General features: G+C 66.5%; 13 protein-coding genes. 7 read left to right on the top strand and 6 right to left on the bottom strand.

Annotated elements, in window-relative coordinates; genetic code table 11:
- Positions 1–109: 109 nt before the first annotated feature.
- Positions 110–1,633, top strand: coding sequence for a proline--tRNA ligase (gene proS, locus M2336_RS11160; RefSeq protein ID WP_264574861.1), 1,524 nt, complete (start codon positions 110–112; stop codon positions 1,631–1,633).
- Between the two features lie 118 nt (positions 1,634–1,751).
- Here the strand turns inward: proS and moaB are convergent, their stop codons facing one another.
- The 3 genes from moaB to M2336_RS11175 are packed head-to-tail and all read right to left on the bottom strand — an operon-like array spanning position 1,752 to position 4,853.
- Positions 1,752–2,279 (bottom strand): molybdenum cofactor biosynthesis protein B, encoded by a 528-nt coding sequence (gene moaB / locus M2336_RS11165; RefSeq protein WP_264574862.1) that lies wholly within the window; start codon positions 2,277–2,279, stop codon positions 1,752–1,754.
- A complete protein-coding gene (locus M2336_RS11170; RefSeq protein WP_264572582.1) occupies positions 2,269–4,044 on the bottom strand; it encodes a lytic transglycosylase domain-containing protein in 1,776 nt (591 codons plus the stop codon). The genes moaB and M2336_RS11170 overlap by 11 nt, the downstream gene beginning before the upstream one ends.
- Positions 4,041–4,853, bottom strand: coding sequence for a hypothetical protein (locus M2336_RS11175; RefSeq protein ID WP_264592995.1), 813 nt, complete (start codon positions 4,851–4,853; stop codon positions 4,041–4,043). Before M2336_RS11175 ends, M2336_RS11170 begins: the two co-directional genes overlap by 4 nt.
- A 139-nt stretch (positions 4,854–4,992) precedes the next feature.
- On the opposite strand from M2336_RS11175, the gene M2336_RS11180 reads away from it, so the two are divergent.
- Positions 4,993–6,645: an electron transfer flavoprotein-ubiquinone oxidoreductase gene (locus tag M2336_RS11180; protein ID WP_264572584.1), complete on the top strand. Its 1,653-nt coding sequence runs from the start codon at positions 4,993–4,995 to the stop codon at positions 6,643–6,645.
- Positions 6,646–6,723: 78 nt separating this feature from the next.
- Here M2336_RS11180 and M2336_RS11185 read toward each other — a convergent pair whose 3' ends face one another.
- A complete protein-coding gene (locus M2336_RS11185) occupies positions 6,724–6,870 on the bottom strand; it encodes a lmo0937 family membrane protein (protein WP_181559368.1) in 147 nt (48 codons plus the stop codon).
- Positions 6,871–7,022: 152 nt separating this feature from the next.
- Here M2336_RS11185 and M2336_RS11190 point away from each other — a divergent pair, with 152 nt between their 5' ends.
- The 5 genes from M2336_RS11190 (at position 7,023) to M2336_RS11210 (ending at position 13,218) form a co-directional block, all read left to right on the top strand.
- On the top strand, positions 7,023–7,847 hold the full coding sequence (locus tag M2336_RS11190; protein ID WP_264572585.1) for a 4-(cytidine 5'-diphospho)-2-C-methyl-D-erythritol kinase: 825 nt from the start codon (positions 7,023–7,025) through the stop codon (positions 7,845–7,847).
- Positions 7,848–7,892: 45 nt separating this feature from the next.
- Entirely contained in the window at positions 7,893–8,609 is a 717-nt protein-coding gene (locus M2336_RS11195) for an N-formylglutamate amidohydrolase (RefSeq protein WP_264572586.1), read from the top strand.
- A gap of 92 nt (positions 8,610–8,701) precedes the next feature.
- Positions 8,702–10,426, top strand: a complete 1,725-nt coding sequence (ilvD, locus tag M2336_RS11200) for a dihydroxy-acid dehydratase (protein ID WP_264570052.1) — start codon at positions 8,702–8,704, stop codon at positions 10,424–10,426.
- Positions 10,427–10,636: 210 nt separating this feature from the next.
- A complete protein-coding gene (locus tag M2336_RS11205; RefSeq protein WP_264592996.1) occupies positions 10,637–12,007 on the top strand; it encodes an NAD(P)H-hydrate dehydratase in 1,371 nt (456 codons plus the stop codon).
- Positions 12,004–13,218: a class I SAM-dependent RNA methyltransferase gene (locus M2336_RS11210; RefSeq protein ID WP_264572588.1), complete on the top strand. Its 1,215-nt coding sequence runs from the start codon at positions 12,004–12,006 to the stop codon at positions 13,216–13,218. The genes M2336_RS11205 and M2336_RS11210 overlap by 4 nt, the downstream gene beginning before the upstream one ends.
- Here M2336_RS11210 and M2336_RS11215 read toward each other — a convergent pair.
- On the bottom strand, positions 13,208–13,645 hold the full coding sequence (locus M2336_RS11215; protein WP_264572589.1) for an MAPEG family protein: 438 nt from the start codon (positions 13,643–13,645) through the stop codon (positions 13,208–13,210). The genes M2336_RS11210 and M2336_RS11215 overlap by 11 nt on opposite strands.
- 64 nt (positions 13,646–13,709) lie before the next feature.
- A complete protein-coding gene (locus M2336_RS11220; RefSeq protein WP_264572590.1) occupies positions 13,710–14,903 on the bottom strand; it encodes a type III PLP-dependent enzyme in 1,194 nt (397 codons plus the stop codon).
- Between the last annotated feature and the right edge of the window lie 5 nt (positions 14,904–14,908).

Raw genomic sequence — 14,908 nt, forward strand, 5'->3', positions numbered from 1 at the left:
CCGTTCGTCTCCCAGCGTCAGCGCGCGAACGTCTTGGTATTTTTCCGCGCGGCCACTAAAGACCGCTGCAATCCCCAATCCAGATCCCGGAAGCCAGACATTGTCCAACATCAAGCACGCGTTGCCCGTCACCCGAGCCAAGGATTTCGCTGCCTGGTATCAGGCCGTGATCAGCGAGGCCGATCTGGCCGAGGAAAGCGGCGTGCGCGGGTGCATGGTCATCCGTCCGTGGGGCTATGGCATCTGGGAGCGCATCCAGAAGCTGATGGATGCGCGCATCAAGGCGGCGGGTGTTGAGAACTGCTATTTCCCGCTGTTCATCCCGCTCTCCTTTTTCGCCGAGGAAGCCGACCATGTCGAAGGGTTCGCCAAGGAAATGGCGGTGGTGACCCACCATCGCCTCAAGAACATCGACGGGAAGCTGCAGACCGATCCCGATTCCAAGCTGGAGGAGCCGCTGGTCGTGCGCCCCACGTCCGAGACGGTGATCGGCAAGGCAATGGCGCGCTGGGTGCAGAGCTGGCGCGATCTGCCGCTGCTCACCAACCAGTGGGCCAATGTCGTGCGCTGGGAGATGCGCACCCGCATGTTCCTGCGCACCAGCGAGTTCCTCTGGCAAGAAGGGCATACCGCCCATGCCGACGAAGCCGACGCGAGGACCGAGACGATGCGCGCGCTCGAAATGTACCGTGATTTTGCGGAAACCGAGCTGGCCATGCCGGTGGTCGCGGGGGAAAAGCCGGAGAATGAGCGTTTCCCCGGCGCGGTCGCCACCTATTCCATCGAGGCGATGATGCAGGATGGCAAGGCGCTGCAGGCCGGCACCTCGCATTATCTGGGCACGGGCTTCGCCAAGGCGGCGGGCATCCAGTACCAGAATCAGGATGGCCAGCAGGCCCTGTGCCACACCACGAGTTGGGGCGTTTCGACCCGCATGATCGGCGGCGTCATCATGGTCCATGGCGATGACGACGGGCTGCGTTGCCCGCCGATGATCGCCCCGCATCAGGTGGTGATCGTGCCGATGCTGCGCGATACGGACGAGGATGCGGCGGTCATCGAATATTGCGACGCGCTCGCCAAGGATCTGGGCGCGGTCGACGTGTTCCGCGAGCCGCTGCGGGTGTTGTTCGACAAGAAGCCGATCAAGGCCGCCCCCAAGCGCTGGGGCTGGGTGAAGAAGGGCGCGCCGATCATCGTCGAGGTCGGCGGGCGCGATGTGGCGGGCGGCAATGTTTCGGTCGTGCGGCGGGACCGGCTCTATAATGAGGCGGGCAAGCTGGCGAGCGAGGTCATGGCGCGGGATGCTTTCGTGGCGGCGGTCGCGGACATGCTGCGCGGCGTTCAGGACAGCCTGCACAGCGAGGCGCGCGCGCGGCTGGAGGCGAACATCCGCCGCGACGTGAGCGAGCTGACGGCGCTGGCGGGTGCGTTCGGCGGCGACAAGCCCGGCTGGGTCGAGGTCGAATGGAGCAAGCCCACCGGGGAAGCGTTGGACAAGGTGGTCACTTGGCTCAAGGGCGAAAAGCTGACGCTGCGCAACGTGCCGATGGATGCGACGCCGGCGAGCGGGACGTGCATCTTTACGGGCGAGAAGGCTGTCGAGCGGGTTCTGGTCGGCCGCGCGTATTGAGGTTTTAGGGGCGGAAAAATCAGGCCGCCCCCCACTCCGCGTTCGTGTCGAGCCCTGAGCGCGCGCCCTGCGGGCAGTCGAAGGGCTCGACACGAACGGTTCTGTGGATTTCCTGAGCCTACTTCTCCAGCAACCGCGGCATCAATTCCACGAAGTTGCACGGCCGAAAGCGGCTGTCGAGCTGATAGACCAAAATCTGATCCCACCCATCCTTCACCGCACCGGTCGAACCGGGCAGGGCGAAGATATAGGTGCCGCGCGCCACGCAGGCGCAGGCGCGGGACTGGATGGTCGAGGTGCCGATCGACTGGAAGCTGAGCCAGCGGAACAGTTCGCCAAAGCCTGGAATGGCCTTGTCCTGCACCTTTTCCAGCGCTTCGGGGGTCACGTCGCGCCCGGTCACGCCGGTGCCGCCGGTGGTGAGGATGACATCGATCTGGGGATCATCGATCCAGCGGTGGAGGTGCCCGAGGATCGTCTCGACCGAATCCTTGCTGATCTCGCGGGCCTTCAGCACATGGCCGGCAGCGGTAACCCGCTCGGCCAGTGTGTCGCCGGATCGATCGTCCGCCAGCGTCCGCGTGTCGGAGATGGTGAGCAGGGCGATCTGAACCGGGGTGAAGACGCGGCTCTCGTCAATAGGCACCGGCGGCAGTCCCATGCGGGGTGACGCGGACGGCGACATCCTTGCTGCCATCCGGGAAGCGGACCCACAGGCCCTGCGCCATGGCCGAGAGTGCCGGGGAGCGGCCGCCTTGCTCGTCCATCTGGTAGATCCAGTAATTGCGCAGCACGGCGTTCAGATAGGCGCGGGTCTCGTAATAAGGCACGGATTCGATGAAGAGCAGCGGATCGCCCTCATCGCGGATCTGCACGTTCCAGCGCTCGATCGGAGTGGGGCCGGCATTATAGGCCGCGACGACCTTGGGTAGCAGTCCGCCCGTGGCCGGCATCTGGCTGAGCTTGCGCAGATAGGCCTGGCCGAGCGCGAGGCTCACGGCCGGATCGTAAAGCTGATCGGGCGTCACTGCCATGCCGCTGGAGCGGGCAAGCTGCGCACCGGTGCCCGGGAGCACCTGCATCAGGCCGCGCGCATCGGCCGGGCTGCGGGCATCGGTCTGGAAGCGGGATTCCTGCAGGGCATGGGCGAAGACCAGCGCGCGCTCGACCTGCCAGCCATTGCTCGGTGACCATTCCGGGCGGGGATAGCGCGCATAGGCCGCCGACTTGCGCCCGCTTGGCGAGCGTTGCGCCAGCCAGAGCTGGGTGGTCGGCAACGAGAGGTCGCTGGCGAGATGCACGAGTGCGCTATAGCGCGTGTCGTCGCTCAGCGCAGCCTCATGGCGCAGCACGGCATCGGCCTGCGCGCTCCGGCCCAGCGTGGCGAGGATCACGGCGTTGCGGACATTGCCGCTGCCCGCGAGCAGTGACCAATCCTGCGACGACACATTCTCCCGCTTGAGCGCGGTGCTGAAGCCGAGGCCGAGCGTTTCGCGGGCCAGCAGGCCGTAGAAGCTCTCTTCATCGCGCGCCGCGCTGCGCAGCAGGGCATTGACCCGCTCGGGCTTGCGGTCGGCCATCATGGCGCGCGCCGCCCAGAAATAGCTGCGGCTGCGCAGGTCCGCGTCGGACGTGCTCATCGCGGCATGATAGAAAGAGTCGGCGGCGGCAGCCCATTGCTTCTCGCGCCAGGCGGCGAGGCCCATCACCCAGTAAGACGGTGCCACGAATTCGCCGGTGCCGCCATTGACGGCCAGCGCGCCCATGCGGCGGGCATTGGCGGTATCGCCGCAGATGAAATAGGACCAGGCGAGGCGCTGACGCAATTCGGTGCGGCCATCCATGCCGAGCCCGGCCTCGGCGGAGGCGAGCAGGGCCTCGCCCTGATTAGGCTGATCGTCCTTGATATACTGGAGCAGCGTGCCGCGCAGCTGATCAGCCGCGGCATCGCCCTTCACCGAGCGGAGCATCTGCCGCTGGGGCGACGTGCCGGTCCACATGAGCTGGCGCGTGGCCGGCCGGTCCGGCAGCGTCTGCGCGCCCCGCTTGCGGGCCAGCGAGGCGATGCGGTCGTTCTGCGGAAGGTTGGGCGTCTTGTGCAGCAGGTCGAGCAGGTCGAACAGCTCGACGCGGGGGCTATCCTTGGCGAGATACAGCTCGGCAAGCAGATGCGGGCGCATACTGTCCGCCTCGGAGAGGCCGAGAATGGCACTGCGCGCCTCGTCCCAGCGCTTGCCCTCCAGCATGGCGAGAATGGCGCCATATCGGCCTTGCTCATCCTGGCTCGGCGTCGGGATGGCGGAGGCTGCCGCCGCCGGCTGGGCTACCGCCAGTGGGCCAGCGAGCGCGCACAGCGACAGGGCCATGAGCAGCGACCGGCGCACACGGGATCGGGAAGGGGACCTGTTCATTGCGTCAACAATCCATGGAGCATACGCACGCTTTGCCAGCTTCTGGCCTTGGCAAGCGGCCGGTTCATCAGCAGATCAGGCCCCGCGAGGGCGACCGTATCCACGCTGCCATGCGGTAGGTCAATCTTTTCGAGCCCCACCAGGCCCGGCCGCCAGCGCTCGCCGAGCATGGCGCGGCCGATCCGGTCACCCAGCAGGATGATCGCGCCCGGCTGGACCAGATCGAGATAGCGGCTGATCCGCGCAGCGAGCTGGGGGAGCAAAGCGGCATCGAGATGACCGCCCGGCGGACGGCGCAGAGCCAGCGGCAGACAGGGCGCCTGTGCGGGCTCAAGGCCGAGCGTGCCGAGCATCGAGGCGATGAACCGCTGCTGTTGCGGCTCGAGAAGCTGGGCCAGATCGGTTGCACCGGCGGCCGGCATCTCGACGAGGAGAACGAGGCGCGGCGCGTGCAGGGCGGGGAGCGCGATCCGCTCGCCATGCCAGTCGGCTTCCGGCTGGCCTGCGTCCTGCGCAATCCAATCCAGGAAGCCCGGTATATCTCCCGGCATCCTCTTGGGCGCCTGATCCGGCGTGCGGGCCTGTACGGGGGCGGGCTGCGGCGCCGGCCCGGGGGCTTCAGCAGGCGCATCAACGGCCGGCCGCGCGGCAACGTCTGCTGCGCCACTGGCTGTGTTGGAAGAGCGTCGCCAGAATGGAACGGGTTCGCCATCTCGCCAGCGCCGGGGCGCCTCGTCGGTGGCGCAGTCCAGCCCCGCTTCCCGCCACCAATGCGCATAGGCATAGGCCGCCTGCTCCGGCGTCATCATGTCCTGCTCACCCATGGGTTTACAGAGACAGAGGTTGACGGCGCGGTCAACTCTGCCGCATCGCTGGCGACTGTAAAGCGTGAAAATATTGCGGCGACCGGACGGAACTCCAGAGCGTCCGCCGCATAGGGAGGTAGACATGTCCGAACGGGAATCCATGCCCTATGACGTGGTGATCGTAGGCGGAGGCCCTGCAGGATTGAGCGCGGCGATCCGCCTCAAGCAGCGCGCCAAGGCGGCGGGCAGCGAGATCAGCGTGTGCGTGCTGGAAAAAGGCTCGGAGATCGGGGCGCATATTCTCTCCGGCGCAGTGATTGATCCCCGGGCGCTCGATGAACTGCTGCCGGAGTGGCGGACCAGCGACTGCCCGCTGGCGCAGGTGCCGGTCACCGAGAACCATCACTGGATGCTCAGCCGCTCGGGCAAATTCGCAATGCCGCATCTCCTGACGCCGGGGTTCATGCACAATAAGGGCACATATACCGGCTCCCTCGGCTCGCTGTGTCGCTGGCTTGCCGAGCAAGCGGAGGGGCTGGGCGTGGAAATCTTCCCCGGCTTCCCCGCCGCGGAAATCCTGTACGATGAAAATGGCGCCGTGAAGGGCGTCGCGACCGGCGACATGGGAGTCGCCCGCGATGGCACTCGCAAGCCGGATTATCAGCCCGGGCTGGAGCTTCATGCCCGCTACACGCTGTTCGCAGAAGGCGCGCGCGGCCACCTCACCAAGCAGCTCAAGGCCCGCTTCGATCTGGAAGCGGAGAGCGATCCGCAGACCTATGGTTTGGGCTGCAAGGAATTGTGGGACATCGATCCGGCCAAGCATGTGCCTGGCCGGGTGATCCACACGCAAGGCTGGCCGCTGACCGATGCCTATGGCGGCGGCTTCCTGTATCATCAGGCGAATGGTCAGGTGGCGCTCGGCTTCGTGGTCGGGCTGGGCTACAAGAACCCCTATCTGAGCCCGTTCGAGGAATTCCAGCGCTGGAAGCAGCATCCGGATATCCGCGCGGTGCTGGAAGGCGGCAAGCGCGTCTCCTACGGCGCCCGCGTCATCAATGAGGGCGGCTGGCAATCCATCCCGAAGCTGGTGATGCCCGGCGCGGCGCTGATCGGCTGCTCGGCCGGCTTTGTGAATGTGCCGCGCATCAAGGGCACGCATACAGCGATGAAATCCGCGATGCTGGCGGCCGACGCCGTGGCGGATGCGGTCGCCGCGGATCGTTCCGGCGATGTACTGGATGCCTACCCCGCCGCGCTGGACGAAAGCTGGATCGCCAAGGAGCTGAAGCTGGTGCGCAATGCCGGCCCGGCGCTGGCCAGGTTCGGCAATGTCGCGGGGACGCTGTTTGCCGGCATCGATATGTGGATGCGCACGCTCGGCATCGGGCTGCCGTTTACGCTGCGCAACAAGGCCGACCATACCAAGCTCTGGCGCAAGGATGCCGTTCACAAGATCGCCTATCCCAAGCCGGACGGGGTGTTCAGTTTCGATCGCCTCTCGTCCGTCTTCCTCTCGGGCACCAATCATGAGGAGGACCAGCCGGTCCACCTGCAGCTCAAGGACCCCGACGTGCCGATCCGCTACAATCTGCCGCTCTATGACGAGCCGGCCCGGCTTTATTGCCCGGCGGGTGTCTATGAAGTGGTAGAGGATGGCGCCGGCAACCCGCGCTTCCAGATCAACGCGCAGAACTGCGTCCACTGCAAAACCTGCGACATCAAGGACCCGACCCAGAATATCAACTGGGTGGCGCCCGAGGGTGGCGGCGGGCCGACTTATCCGAACATGTAGCTGCGCCTACACCCTCGCTGACGCATAGAAAAACGGGGCCGATCAAGGCCCCGTTTGTTCATCGATCATCTGGCGCGATCAGAGAGATCGGCGACCGGTGATGAGCTGGAATACGAACACCACGCCCGCGATCAGTAGGAGGATGTGGATCAAGCCGCCGCCGACATGCAGGACGAACCCAAGCAGCCACAGAACGATCAGAATACCGATGATGGTCCAGAGCATGGAGGTCCCTTTCAACACAATGTTTTGACGATAGGGAGACGGTTTTCGGACGGAATGGTTCCCGTCGCCCTCGGAGTGCGCGGCGTGCTCTTATCACGCAGCCAGCATATGTAGGCGAGACAGCGGCGTTCAGAGCGGCTAAGAGCGCGGCCGTGCTCACAGAAACCGCCTACGCCAAACTCAACCTTGCCCTTCATGTCCGCGCGCGCCGCGCTGATGGCTATCATGAGCTGGAGAGCCTGTTCGCTTTTTGCGCGGATGGCGACGGGCTGAGCGGCACGCTCCGCGAGGACGGCGAGATCGCGCTGCGGGTCGAAGGGCCGTTCGCTGATGGCTTGCCGACCGATGAGCGCAATCTGGTGATGCGCGCAGCGCATGCCTTGCAAGCCGTGACTGGCGGCCATCTGGGCGCCGATCTGCTGCTCGAGAAGCACCTGCCGGTTGCTTCCGGCATCGGAGGCGGCTCGGCCGATGCCGCCGCTGCGCTTCGGCTGCTGGTGCGGCTGTGGGACGTGCGGCCGATGGAGATCGATTTCCCGGCCATCGCCTCGGCGTTGGGCGCCGATGTGCCCGCCTGCCTTGGCTCGGCCACCGTATTCGGGTCGGGCGTGGGCGTCCGGCTGGAGACGATCGATCTCGATCTTGCAGAGACGCCCGTGTTGTTGGTCAATCCGCTGATCGCCTGCCCGACCGGGCCTGTGTTCGGCGGATGGGACGGCATCGACCGGGGCGCGCTGGATCCGCTGGCATGGGCGCGGGGCCGCAACGATCTGACGGCGAGCGCTATGGCTCTGGTGCCGGAAATCGAGGACGTGCTGGCGGTGCTGCGCGCGCAGCTTCCCCAAGTTGCCCGCATGTCCGGCTCCGGTGCGACCTGCTTTGCCGTCTTCGCGAGCGAGGCCGAGCGGGATGCCGCCGCAGACCGCATCATCGCCGACCATCCCGACTGGTGGGTGATGACCAGCCTGCTGCGCTGAACACGTGGTCTTTTGGCAGGCCGCAAACTGCGCTAGGCCTTGGACATGACTGCTGCGTTTCAAATCCTGGGCGATCCGTCCGCACCGATTCTGATCATCGCCGATCATGCCTCCAACCATGTGCCGGAGGATATCGATCTCGGTCTACCCGCTGCCGTGCTGGAGGAGCATGTCGCGGTCGACATCGGCGTCGCGCAGGTCGCGCGGCTGCTGGTGGATCAAGGCGGGTGTTGCGCCATCCTGGGCGGCGTCTCGCGCCTCGTCATCGATTATAATCGCGAGGCGGATTCGGCCGGGCTGGTGCCGGTGCATAGCGATGGCCACCATATCGAGGGCAACAGCACCGCCGAGGTCGCCGACCGCCTCGCGCGCTTCTACGATCCCTATCATGCCGAGGTCGCCGCGCTGGCCGAACAGGGGCATCGGCCGTTTCTGCTCTCGCTGCACAGTTTTACGCCGCAATTGCGCAGCCGGCCCGAGGAGGCCCGCCCATGGGACATCGGCGTGCTCTACAATCAGGACGATCGCGGCGCGCGGATCGCCATCCCACTGCTGGCCGCCACCGGGCTGCTGGTCGGCGATCAGGAGCCCTATTCGGGCAAGCTGCTCAATGCGACGATGAACCGCCATGCCGAGGCCCATGGGCGGCCCTATCTTGGCATCGAGATGCGGCAGGATCTGGTGAGCGACGGCGCCGGTCAGGCGCGGCTGGCGGGCATCATCGGGCCGGTGCTGCGCGCCTGCCGTGCGGCCTTTTCCTGAGAGCGGCTCGCAACAGGCGTGTTTTGCGCCCTCCATGCTTGCAAGCCGCCCCGCAACGGGCCTAGAGCGCTGCCCGCAGGAAGGTGAATGAAATGACCCACAGCTTCGACAAATCCAAACTCCCCAGCCGCTACGTCTCCGTTGGCGTCGAGAGCGCCCCCCACCGCAGCTATTATTATGCGATGGGCTGGAAGGAAGAGGATATTGCCAAGCCGTTCGTAGGTCTCGCCTCCGCCGGCAATGACAGCGCGCCGTGCAACACCACGCTCGATACGCAGGCCAATTGGGCGCGCGAGGGCGTGATGGCGGCAGGCGGCACGCCGTTCCGGTTCAACACCATCACGGTGACCGATGGCATCGCCATGGGCCATCAGGGCATGAAGAGCAGCCTCGTCAGCCGCGAGGTCATTGCGGACTCGGTCGAGCTCTCCGTGCGCGGCCACTGCTATGACGCGCTGGTGACCTTCGCCGGTTGCGACAAGTCGCTCCCCGGCATGATGATGGCGATGCTGCGGCTCAACGTGCCCAGCATCTTCGTCTATGGCGGCTCCATCCTCCCCGGCCAGTATAAGGATCGCGAGGACCTGACCGTCATCGACGTGTTCGAGGCTGTCGGGCGGTTCGCTGCCGGCAATTGCCCGCTCTCGGAAGTGACGGCCATCGAGAAGGCGGCCTGTCCGGGCCATGGCGCATGCGGCGGGCAATATACTGCCAACACCATGGCCTGCGTCGGCGAGGCCATCGGCCTGTCGCTGCCGAACAGCAACATGGTGCCGGCGCCCTACAAGAGCCGTCAGGAAATCGCCGTCGCGGCGGGCAAGCAGATCATGGAACTGCTCAAGATCAACCTGCGCCCGCGGGACATCTGCACGCGCGAAGCCTTTGAGAATGCCGCCCGCATCGTCGCGGCGACCGGCGGTTCCACCAACGGCGCGCTGCACCTGCCGGCCATGGCGAATGAATGCGGCATCGACTTCTCGCTGTTCGACGTGGCCGAGATCTTCAAGACCACGCCGTACATGGCTGACCTCAAGCCGGGCGGCAAGTATGTGGCCAAGGACATGCATGCCGCCGGCGGCATCTACATGCTCATGAAGTCGCTGGCCCAGACCGGCCTGCTGCACCTCGATTGCATGACGGTGACCGGCAAGACGCTGGGCGAGAATATCGACGAAGTGACGTGGAACCCTGACCAGAAGGTCATCTACGACGCCAAGACGCCGATCACGCCGACCGGCGGTGTCGTCGGCCTCAAGGGCAGCCTTGCGCCGGAAGGAGCGATCGTGAAGGTCGCGGGCATGAAGCGCCTGCAGTTCACCGGCATCGCCAAGGTGTTCGAGCGCGAGGAAGAGGCCTTCGCCGCCGTCGAGGCGCAGCAGATCGTGGACGGCGATGTCGTCGTGATCCGCTATGAAGGCCCCAAAGGCGGCCCCGGCATGCGCGAGATGCTCTCGACCACCGCTGCGCTTTATGGGCAGGGTCTGGGCGAGAAGGTCGCGCTCATCACGGACGGGCGCTTCTCGGGCGGCACGCGCGGCTTCTGCATCGGCCATGTCGGCCCGGAAGCAGCGGACGGGGGCCCCATCGCGCTGGTCGAAAATGGCGATACGATCAGCATCGATGCCGAGGCGGGCACGATCGACCTGCTGGTCGACGAAGCCGTGCTCGCCGAGCGCCGGGCGAAGTGGCAACCGCGCCAGAATGATTATCAGGCGGGTGCCCTGTGGCGCTACGCGCAGAATGTCGGCCCGGCTTGGCAGGGCGCGGTGACGCATCCCGGGGCCAAAGCGGAGAAGCATGTCTTCGCTGATATCTGATCCCATGGCCCTTCTCCTCGGGAGAGGGGCCTGGGCTGATGCATCCCTGCGTCAGTTGCGGCGCCACCGACGCTTATTTGCTCAACGCCGTGTTCCTGCGAAGGCAGGAGCCCAGGGCGCAAGCAACCGTCCTGACCACCCTAGGCTCCTGCCTTCGCAGGAGCACAGTGGTGGATCAGGAAACCTACGCTCTCCGCGATGCAGCCGCCAATGACCGCCACGCCCATCCTTACCGTCGCCCAGATGCGCGCCGCCGAACAGGCGCTGTTCGACGCCGGGACGGACTCCTATGCTCTGATGCGCCGGGCCGGCGAGGGCGCTGCGGAGGTGATCTTCCGCGCTGGCGCGATGCGCGATGTGCTGGTGCTCTGCGGCCCCGGCAACAATGGCGGGGACGGCTTCGTCATCGCCCGTGCCCTGCGCGATCTGGGCGTGCCCGTCCGCGTGGCGGCGCTGGGCGAGAGCGGAACGGACAGCAGCCGCAAGGCGCGCACCGACTGGGGCGGCCCGGTCGAGGATATCATGCTTGCCGAACCGGCGACGCAGTTGGTGGATGCGCTGTTCGGCATCGGCCTCACGCGCGGCCTGTCGCCGGAGCTGGCGGCGCGGCTCGGCGCCTTGGTCGATGCCGCGCAACTGAGCTACGCCATCGACGTCCCGAGCGGCGTGGAGAGCGATGCCGCGCTCGCGCTCTCCCCAGTGCCGGTCTTCACCCATTGCCTCTCGCTGGGCGCTTGGAAGCCCGCCCATGTGCTGATGCCGGCGCTCGGCTTCGCGCAGCAGCGCTGGCTTGTCGACATCGGCATCGACGCGCCGGCGGATGCCGCGCGGGTTCTTCAACCGCCATCGATCCGGCCTCCGGCCCGTGATGCCCACAAATATCTGCGCGGTCTGGTCTGCGTTGTGGCCGGCGCGATGCCGGGCGCGGCCGCGCTGGCGGCGGAGGGGGCGGCGCACAGCGGTGCTGGCTATGTGCGGCTGATCGGGCAGACTGCGCCGGCCAGTCCCCAAAGCCACGCCATTGTGTGCAGCGAGCATTTCGAGGTGGATCGGGCCAAGGCGCTGCTTGTCGGCCCCGGCCTTGGGCGCAATGATGCCGCATGGCGCACGCTCCTCACGGCCTTGACCGCAGGGGTGCCGACCGTCGCCGATGCAGATGCCTTGTGGCTGATGGGCACGCGGGGTCCGGCGGAAGCACCATCCCCTGCTATCGTCACCCCGCATGAGGGCGAGTTTCGCCAGTTGTTCGGCGAACGCTCCGGCAACAAGATCGATCGCACTCGCGCGGCGGCGGCCGATATCGGGGCCGTCGTCGTCCACAAAGGCGCGGACAGCGTGATCGCCGCGCCCGATGGACGCTGCGTCGTCGCCCCGCCGGCTTCGTCATGGCTCTCCACCGCCGGCACGGGCGATGTGCTGGCCGGCTTGTGCGCGAGCCGTCTGGCGGTTACGGGCGATGCCTTCACCGCTGCCTGTGAGGCCGTCTGGCTGCATGGCGAGGCTGGCCGCCGTGCCGGCGCGGGTTTCATTGCCGACGATCTTGTCGGTTGCCTTCCTGCTGCCCTTGCGAGTGCCTCATGACCAGCCCCGATCCCGATCTTATCGTCCGCATTGCCGCGCGAGGCGATGGCGTGACGGCGGATGGCCGCCATGTGGCGCTGAGCGCGCCGGGCGACCGTCTGCGCACCGATGGCAGCATCGAGGCCGGGCCGCATCACGTCACGCCGCCATGCCGGCACTTCCCGCAATGCGGGGGCTGCCAGCTCCAGCACCTGTCGGGTGAGGCCTTCACCGACTATGTGCGCGATCGCGTGGCCGGCGCGCTGGCCGGGCAGGGACTGAGCGCGCAGGAGGTCGCGGCGCCGCACGTCTCGCCGCCACATAGCCGTCGTCGGGCCAGCCTGCGCGCGCTGCGGCTCGGCAAGCGCGTCCAGTTCGGCTTCTCGGAGCAGGGCAGTCACAAGCTTATCGATCTGCGCGAATGCCCGGTGCTGGACCCGCGCCTTTTCGCGCTGGTCGCCCCGCTGCGTGCGCTCTTTGCGACGATGCTGCCGGATCGCCAGCCCGGCGAGGCGGATCTGACGCTGGTCGATCAGGGCGTGGATGTCGTCCTTTCAGGCCTGCGGGTCGATGGCCTCGCGCATACCGAAGCGCTGCTCGAGTTCGCCCGGGAGAACCAGCTCGCCCGGCTCATCCTGATCGATGACGATGCCCCGATGACCATCTGGGAGCCGGAGCCGGCGACGGTGCGCTTCGGCGATGTCCTCACTGGCTACCCGCCACGCGCTTTCCTGCAGGCGACGCAGGACGGGGAGGCGGCTCTGGTCGCCGAGGTGCGTCAGGCATTGGGCGGCGCGGCGATGGTGGCCGATCTGTTCGCGGGGCTCGGCACCTTCGCCCTGTCCATCGCCAATGATGTGCCGGGGCGGAAGGTCTATGCGGCGGAGGCCGCCCGCGATCTCGTGATGGCCCTGCGCGGCGGCGGCAATCGCCTGCCCGGCCGCATCTTCCCGGAGCATCGCGACCTGTTCCGCCGTCCGCTCACCCCGGCGGAACTCAACCGCTTCGATGCCGTCGTGCTCGACCCGCCCCGCGCCGGCGCGCGCGACCAGGTGGCGCAGATCGCGGCCTCACAGGTGGCGCTGATCGTCTATGTCTCCTGCAATCCGGCCAGCTTCGCGCGGGATGCGGTGATGTTGGCCGAGGCAGGCTACCGCATCGAGCGGGTGAAGCCCGTCGGCCAGTTCCGCTGGTCGACCCATGTCGAGCTGGTCGCGACCTTCAGGCGCTGAGCCGTAGCGCGGCGAGCAGGCCGTTGACGGCCAGCACCGCCAGCAGGATCGACGAGAGGAAAAACAGGCTGGCGCGCACCGGAATGGTGTTCACCTTCGCTTGCCACACGCTGTGGACGATGCGGATGCCCACATAGGCCCAGGCGAGGGCGATGTTGGCCGTCGTGCCCTGGCCGAGTAGCGCCAAGCCGATCGCCGTCGCGTAGAAGATCGTCGGCTGTTCCATCAGATGCGCATAATTGTGCGCCGGCCAGTTGATCTCGCGCGGCAGCATCCGGTCGAGATCCTGCCCACGTCCGCCGCGTGCCTGCTCCGGCGAGATTTTGAGCTTGCTCAGCGCCGGGAGCCGCAGCGCGACCATCCAGATGAGCATCACGATGGACCAAAGCACCAGCGCAAACACCGGCACCAGCAGATTGACGGACATGAAAAAGCCTCCCCGAAACTTGTCCGGAGAGGCTGTCTCATTCTGCCAGGCTTGGCAATCCGCTTTAGCGGCGCAGTTGCACCACGTTGGACTGCTGCGGGACGGGCTCTTCCTCGCGGTAGAGGCTGGCCATCGGCTCGTCGGCGACCTGTGCGACGCTCTCCGCGCCGAAGCCGTTGAAGTCGGTGCGCATGGCATTGCCATAGGCGCCGAGCATCCCGATCTCGATATAGTCGCCCACACGCACGTCCGCAGGGAGCATGAACGGGCCGGCCATATGGTCCATGTCGTCGCAGGTCGGGCCGTAAAAGCTGAAAGCTTCCTGATCCGCCTCGTTGGCTTCCGCGCGCAGCAACTGCACGGGAAAGCGCCAGCCGAGATGCGCGGCATCGAACAGCGCGCCATAGGCGCCGTCGTTGATAAACAGCTCGTTACCGCGGCGCTTTTCCACGCGCACCAGCAGCGAGCTATATTCCGCGCACAGCGCCCGGCCCGGCTCGCACCACAGCTCTGCCGAATAGGAAATCGGCAGGCTCTCGAAGGCGCGGTGAATGGCCGAGAAATAATGGCCGAGCGGCGGCGGCTCCATGCCGGGATAGGTGGAGGGGAAACCGCCACCCACATCCACAATGTCCACCGTCACCGATGCATCGACGATCGCGGCGCGCACGCGCTCAATGGCCTGCACATAGGCGTGGGGCGACATCGCCTGGCTGCCGACGTGGAAGCAGATGCCGAGCGCATCGGCGGCCTGACGGGTGGCCTGCAGCAGCTCACGCGCATCGGCGAGATCGCAACCGAACTTGGAAGCAAGGCTCAGCTTGCTGTGCTCGGAGGAGACGCGCAGGCGCACGCACAGCTCAAGGTCCGGCGCGCCACGGGTGGCCCGCACGATCTTCTCCAGCTCCTCGAGCGAATCCAGCGAGAAGGTCCGCACGCCATGCTTGAAATAGGCCTCGCGAATGGCTTCCTCGGCCTTCACCGGATGCATGAAGCAGAGCTTGGCCTGCGGCAGCGTCCGCGCGACCAGCCGAACCTCGGCAATGGACGCGACATCGAAATGCGTGATTCCAGCCGCCCACAGCGTTTCGAGCAACGCGGGCGAGGGATTGGCCTTGACGGCATAGAGCGAGCGCCCCGGGAACTTCGTCGAGAAGTATCGAGCGGCGCGGGCAGCTGCCTGCGGGCGAATAAGCGTTACCGGTGCTGCCGGTTTGAGGGAGAGAGCTACCCCCAGCGCGCTATGATGCTTGTACAACTCAA

The organism is Sphingobium sp. B1D7B, assembly GCF_025961965.1.
Lineage (GTDB): Bacteria > Pseudomonadota > Alphaproteobacteria > Sphingomonadales > Sphingomonadaceae > Sphingobium.

Bases quoted from the DNA above. Each gene is read 5' to 3' on its own strand.
- M2336_RS11170 (WP_264572582.1), bottom strand. From the start codon at position 4,044: ATGAACAGGTCCCCTTCCCGATCCCGTGTGCGCCGGTCGCTGCTCATG.
- M2336_RS11175 (WP_264592995.1), bottom strand. From the start codon at position 4,853: ATGATGACGCCGGAGCAGGCGGCCTATGCCTATGCGCATTGGTGGCGG.
- M2336_RS11180 (WP_264572584.1), top strand. From the start codon at position 4,993: ATGTCCGAACGGGAATCCATGCCCTATGACGTGGTGATCGTAGGCGGA.
- M2336_RS11185 (WP_181559368.1), bottom strand. From the start codon at position 6,870: ATGCTCTGGACCATCATCGGTATTCTGATCGTTCTGTGGCTGCTTGGG.
- M2336_RS11195 (WP_264572586.1), top strand. From the start codon at position 7,893: ATGACTGCTGCGTTTCAAATCCTGGGCGATCCGTCCGCACCGATTCTG.
- ilvD (WP_264570052.1), top strand. From the start codon at position 8,702: ATGACCCACAGCTTCGACAAATCCAAACTCCCCAGCCGCTACGTCTCC.
- M2336_RS11205 (WP_264592996.1), top strand. From the start codon at position 10,637: ATGACCGCCACGCCCATCCTTACCGTCGCCCAGATGCGCGCCGCCGAA.
- M2336_RS11210 (WP_264572588.1), top strand. From the start codon at position 12,004: ATGACCAGCCCCGATCCCGATCTTATCGTCCGCATTGCCGCGCGAGGC.
- M2336_RS11215 (WP_264572589.1), bottom strand. From the start codon at position 13,645: ATGTCCGTCAATCTGCTGGTGCCGGTGTTTGCGCTGGTGCTTTGGTCC.